This window comes from Micromonospora sp. D75 (assembly GCF_018070405.1).
Classification (GTDB): Bacteria; Actinomycetota; Actinomycetes; order Mycobacteriales; family Micromonosporaceae; genus Micromonospora; species Micromonospora chalcea.
On the sequence record NZ_JAGPXV010000653.1, the window covers coordinates 1 to 3,260 of the forward strand.

Genomic DNA, 3,260 nt, shown 5'->3' on the forward strand with positions numbered 1-3,260 from the left:
CGGCGAGCGCGGTCAGCCCGAGCCGGGCCGCCTCCTCGGCCAGCTCCTCCGGGTGGCTGGCCCCGTCGAGGAAGCTGAAGTTGGAGTGCGCGTGCAGCTCCGCGTACGGCACCACGCCGTCCGGCCGGTCCATCTGCGGCGGCCGGTATTCCTGGCGCTTGCGGCTCCACGCCGGTGAGTCGCCGCCGTCGGCGTCGACCGCGAGCGGGTCGACCACGTGCAGGTGCCGCTCGCCCTTGGCCCGTCCGGAGAGCACCTGCTCCAGCTTCGACCAGGGCATCTTCGGGTTGTGGAAGCTCACCGGTGCCCGCCTCGCCCTGCACCCAAAAGCCCGAGATCTTGGTACGAAGCGGCCCCCGGAGGGGCGCTTTCGTACCAAGATCTTTCCCGGCGCTCAGTCATAGATCGCCTCCACCAGCCACTGCCCGCCCTCGACCGCGAGCAGCAGCGCGGCGCCGTCGGCCAGGCACACCTGGAACCGGGCCCGGCGGCGCGCCTCGGCCGGCGCCCACCAGCGTTCGTCCACCGGCCACGGGCCGGCCCAGCCGGTGATCTCGGCCGGGCGCCCGTCGCCGACGGTGAGCCGGGCCGGCGCCGCGCTGACCGCCAGCCGCGCGCTCACCACCACCGGATCCCCGGCCGCGTCGCGCACGTCGGCGGCCAGTGGGGCGGGCAGCACCACGGCCGGCGACGGCGGCGGGATCCGCCCCGGCCACGGCGGCTCGGCCATCGCCCGGCCCCGCCCGGCCCGTCGCCCCGCACGGCCCCCAGGGGGTACGACGACAGGGGCGGACGCGGCACCCGGAGCGGCCCCGGCGGCCGGGCGCGACGACGTGACACCGCGCACCGAACCGGCCGGGACCGGGCGCGACGACGCGACACCGCGCACCGAACCGGCCGGGACCGGTGGCGCGGCGGCGGGAGAGGCGGGCGGCAGGGGTGGCGGGCCGGGACGGGCGGGCACCCGCTCGTCGCCCCACGGCACGAGGCGCACCTGGTCGGCCGGGGAACGCCCGCCGCCGAGCACGGCGGTGACCACCGCCTCGGGGCCGAGGATGCCTTGCACCCGGCTCAGCGCGCGGTGCGCCCGCTCCCGTTCCGCGCCGGTCTCCCCCCACAGCCCGGGTTGCAGGCCCGCCTGGGCGAGCACCCCGTCGGGCACCAGCCGCAACCGGACGATCCCGGCGGTCGGGCGGGCCGGGCGCGTCCCGCCCCGGCCGTTGCTGCCGGTGAGCCAGCCGTCGAGCTGCCAGCGGACCCGGTCGGCGATGGCCGCGGCGGTGAGCAGGCCGTCGTGCCGCCAGACCCGGTGCAGCTCCTGGCCGTGCGCGGTGACCGCCTCGATGCCGAGCCGGGTGCAGGCCAGCCCGTACCCGGCCAGCCGCTCGTGCAGCAGTTCGGCGAGCGTGCGGGCGGCGAACGCGGCGGCGTCGACCCGGTCGACCGGCTCGTCGTAGTCGGCGGTGACGATCAGGTCGGCGGGCGGCTGCCGGACCGCGAGCGGGCGGTCGTCCCGGCCGCCGGCGAGCCGGTGCGCCAGCGCGCCGTCGAAACCGAACCGGGCCAGCACGTCCCCGGCGGGCAGCGCCGCGAAGTCGCCGAGGGTGCGGACGCCGAGCCGGCGCAGCAGGTCGGCCAGGGCGGGCCGGCCGAGCGCCTCGACCGGCCGGGTGGCCAGGCACTCGCGGGTGCCGCCGGGCGCCACGATCCGCCCCTCCCGGGCGGCCAGCCCGGCCGCGAACACCCCGTCGGCGATGCCGACCTGGCTCTCCACCGCGCAGCTCTGCGCGACGTGCTCGACGATCCGCTCGGCCGCCGCCTCCTCGCCGCCGAGGTAGCGGCTCGGCCCCCGGGCCGCCGTGGCGCAGGCGCCGGGCCGGATCACCTCGACGCCGGCGACCACCTCCTCCACGGCGGCCACCACCGGTTCGAACGCCCGCGCGTCCCGCCCCGGGTCGTGGTCGACCACCGTCAGGTGCGGGCAGCGCCCCTGCGCCTCCCGGCGGCGCAGCCCGCGCCGGATCCCCTCGGCACGGGCCCGCTCGGAGCAGGCGACCACCCGGTTGGCGTGCAGCACCACGACCGGGTCGGTGGCGGGCACCCCGTCGACGATCTCGGCGGCGAGGACCGGCCAGTCCGGGCACCAGAGCAGCAGCGTCCGCTGCGGTACGCCGCTCACGCCGGCCCGGCCACGGCGGGCGTACGGGCGGGCGGAGCCACCACGCGCAGCCGGCGCGACGGCGCGGCGGACGGTGCGCCGAACCCGGCCGAGCGGGGGATCACCCGGGTCAGCTCGTCGCCGGGCAGCCACACCTTGATCTCCTTGGGGCGGGCGGCGGCGCCCCGCCCCCGGGCCGAGACGGTCACCTCACGGCGGCGCAGCCGCCCGCGACCGGCACCGAGCCCCTGCCAGACGCCCCGGACCACCTGGAGCGTGACGTCCGCGCCGTCCCACCGGCCGTACGGGACGAGCACGCTTCCGCGCTGCCGGGCGCGGGCGGCCAGCCGGGTGGCGATCGAGGCGGAGACGGTCGCCGGCACGGCGGTGACCACCACGTCGACCCCGTCGATGAGCGCGGCGACCACTGTGGGCCACTCCGGCCCGGGGTCGGGCACCAGGGCCAGCCGGTCCAGGGCGATGCCCGCCTCGGCGGCGGCGCCGGCCCCGAAGGTGGGTACGCCGACCACGGCGCACCACGAGCCGGCCCGGGACGCCTCGGCGAGCAGCGCGAGGATCAGCGAGGTGGCGCCGCTGCGCCGGGGCTGGCCGGCGCCGACCGCGACGGTGCTGCCCCGGCGCAGGCCACGGTTGGGCAGCAGCCCGGTCAGCTCGGCCCGGACGGGCAGCACCCGGTGGCCGCCGGCCGGGTCGGGCGCGCTCGCCGGACGGACCAGCTCGGCCAGGGCGGCGGAACCGACCACCATGCGGCCCGCCATCGGACCAACCCCCCGTCGTGTTTCCGCCACGGGCCCGCCCGTGGATGGTGCTGTGGATCGTGTGCTGTGGATCGTGTGCTGTGGATCGTGTGCTGTGGATCGTGTCGATGCTGCGGCACGCGCGTGCCGGGTGTGGGAGCGGCGCCCGGCCACCCGGGGTCCCGCCGGTGGGGGCCGGGCGCCACGAATCAGGCGGCTGCCGCTCCGGGCCGCGACGGCGGGGAGTCGGAGACGCCGCGCCGCAGGGGCCGGGGCAGGCCGTCGAGCGCCGGCTGGTGGGCCAGGCCGAGCGCGGTCTCCACCACTGTCACGAACTCCTCGGC

At 78.9% G+C, this 3,260-nt stretch carries 3 protein-coding genes; all 3 read right to left on the minus strand.

Going from position 1 to position 3,260, the window contains the following annotated elements; genetic code table 11:
- Positions 1 to 301, minus strand: a 301-nt coding sequence (locus KBX39_RS27145; RefSeq protein ID WP_210873195.1) for a PHP domain-containing protein, incomplete at its 3' end; no start/stop codon positions are given.
- A gap of 93 nt (positions 302 to 394) precedes the next feature.
- Entirely contained in the window at positions 395 to 2,179 is a 1,785-nt protein-coding gene (locus KBX39_RS27150; protein WP_210873197.1) for a DNA polymerase Y family protein, read from the minus strand.
- Positions 2,176 to 2,937, minus strand: coding sequence for a hypothetical protein (locus KBX39_RS27155; protein WP_064445216.1), 762 nt, complete (start codon positions 2,935 to 2,937; stop codon positions 2,176 to 2,178). The genes KBX39_RS27150 and KBX39_RS27155 overlap by 4 nt, the downstream gene beginning before the upstream one ends.
- Positions 2,938 to 3,260 lie beyond the last annotated feature (323 nt).

Coding starts and splice junctions, on each gene's coding strand:
- KBX39_RS27155 (WP_064445216.1), bottom strand. CDS start 2,937: ATGGCGGGCCGCATGGTGGTCGGTTCCGCCGCCCTGGCCGAGCTGGTC.